Origin of the sequence: Mycobacterium sp. NS-7484, assembly GCF_001953975.1 — a bacterium.
Taxonomy (GTDB): Bacteria; Actinomycetota; Actinomycetes; order Mycobacteriales; family Mycobacteriaceae; genus Mycobacterium.
Genome location: NZ_MBEJ01000008.1, coordinates 1 through 2162 on the forward strand (window position 1 = coordinate 1; position 2162 = coordinate 2162).

At 64.0% G+C, this 2162-nt stretch carries 2 protein-coding genes; both read left to right on the top strand.

Annotation, left to right across the window (positions count from 1 at the left end; translation table 11 throughout):
- Positions 1 to 76: 76 nt before the first annotated feature.
- The gene (istA, locus tag A5733_RS01705) at positions 77 to 1294 is read left to right on the top strand and encodes an IS21 family transposase (RefSeq protein WP_076238843.1); all 1218 of its coding nucleotides are present in this window, start codon (positions 77 to 79) and stop codon (positions 1292 to 1294) included.
- Positions 1294 to 2106: an IS21-like element ISMyma9 family helper ATPase IstB gene (gene istB / locus A5733_RS01710; protein WP_076238842.1), complete on the top strand. Its 813-nt coding sequence runs from the start codon at positions 1294 to 1296 to the stop codon at positions 2104 to 2106. Before istA ends, istB begins: the two co-directional genes overlap by 1 nt.
- Positions 2107 to 2162: the final 56 nt, after the last annotated feature.

Genomic DNA, 2162 nt, shown 5'->3' on the forward strand with positions numbered 1-2162 from the left:
GTGTCGGCTCCGGTCGAAAAGTGAGCAGGTAGTTCCGGTTGAAAAGTGAGCACCCTTCGATTGGAGAGTGATCACTGTGGAGGATTGGGCGGAGATTCGCCGGCTGTATCGGTCGGAGAAGCTGTCGCAGGCTGAGATTGCGCGGCAGCTGGCGCTGTCACGAAACACCGTGGCCAAAGCCCTGCGTTCAGAGTCGCCACCGCGGTATGAGCGCAAGCCGGCGGTGACCTCGGCGTGGGCACAGGTCGAGTTAGCGGTGCGGGCGCTGCTGGGGCAGTTCCCGACGATGCCGGCCACGGTGATCGCCCAGCGTGTGGGCTGGACTGGTGGCCATTCTTGGTTCGCGGAGAACGTGGCGCGGATCCGACCCGAGTATGCCCCGGCTGATCCGTGTGATCGGCTGGTGCATCTGCCTGGTGAGCAGGTGCAGTGCGATCTGTGGTTTCCCGGCCAACTCGTTCCTGACCATGCTGGGGTGTTGCGGTCGTTTCCGGTGTTGGTGATGGTCGCTGCGCACTCGCGGTTCATCGCTGCGATGATGATCCCGTCGCGGGTCACCGGAGATCTGCTGGCCGGCATGTGGCAGCTACTGTCCCGACACATCGGGGCGGTGCCTCGAACACTTTTGTGGGACAACGAGTCCGGTATCGGTCAGCGCGGCCGCCTGGCTGAAGGTGTGGCCGGTTTCTGCGGCGTGCTGGGCACTCGGCTGATCCAGGCCCGACCCTATGATCCGGAAACCAAGGGGCTGGTGGAACGTGTCAACGGCTACCTTGAAACGTCGTTTCTACCTGGCCGGATCTTCGTCTCGGCGGCTGACTTCAATGCCCAACTCCTGGACTGGCTGACTTCGATCGCCAACCGCCGCACTCATGCAACTACCGGCCTGATCCCGGCCGACCTGCTCACCGCCGACCAGGTGGCGATGGCTGGGTTGCCGCCGCTAGCTCCCGCGGTCGGCACCACCACCACGACGCGGTTGGGGCGTGATTACTACGTCAGCTTCGGCGGCAACGCGTATTCGGTGCATCCGGAGGTGATCGGACGGATGATCACCGTGACTGCGGGCCTGGATCGGATCATTGCCCGGTGCGGGGATCGGGTGGTTGCCGATCATGAACGACTCTGGGGAACAGCAGGATTGGTTTCTGATCCACAACACGTGGCCGCTGCGGCGGTGCTGCGCGAGCAGTTTCGCACCCGCCCGTCCGCCGGTGCTCATCTGCAGGTGGAGGTTGAAGTCGCTGACCTGAGCGCTTATGACGCGGTGTTTGGGACCGGGGAGGTCGCGTGATGGCCGCCAAACGCAGTCCAGCGCCGGGTGAAGCCGACAAGCTCATCGCCCACCAATCGCGACTGTTGAAGGCGCCGCGCATCGCCGCGCATTACCAGCGGCTGGCCGAGCAGGGCCGTGAAGCGAACTGGTCGTTGGAGGACTACCTCGGGGCGGTATTGGCCGTGGAATCCAACGCTCGCGCGGAATCCGGTGCCCGCCAACGTATCCGCTATGCCGGTTTCCCGGCGATCAAGACGATCACCGATTTTGACTTCACCGCCCAACCAGCCGTGGACCGCGCTCAGATCGCCCGACTGGAAGCCGGCGGCTGGCTAGCCGAAGCACGCAACATCGTGCTGCTGGGCCCGCCGGGTACTGGCAAAACCCACCTAGCGACCGCGCTAGCAATCGCCGCAGCCCACGCCGGGCACCGGGTCGCTTTCGCCCCGGCCACCGGCTGGATCACCCGACTGGCCGAAGCCCACCGCATCGACCGCCTCGAGGCCGAACTACGCAAGATCGGCCGATACGGGCTCATCGTGATCGACGAGGTTGGCTACATCCCATTCGACACCGAAGCGGCGAACCTGTTCTTCCAGCTGGTCTCCACCAGATACGAGAAGTCCTCGATCATCTTGACCTCCAACCTGCCGTTTTCCCGCTGGGGCCAGGTCTTCGGCGAGGCCACCATCGCCTCAGCGATGATCGACCGGATAGTGCACCACGCCGACGTCATCGCCCTCAAAGGCGCCAGCTACCGCATCAAACACACCGCGATCGAGTCTCTGCCCTCCGTAGAAGCCGATCGTCAGGCAGACTCAACCTCGTAAACACCTGCTCACTTTTCAACCGGAGCAGGCTGCGCAGGATTCAACCGGAGCCGACA

What these genes read in the sequence shown, in the direction of transcription:
- istB (WP_076238842.1), top strand. Translation starts at nt 1,294, where the DNA reads ATGGCCGCCAAACGCAGTCCAGCGCCGGGTGAAGCCGACAAGCTCATC.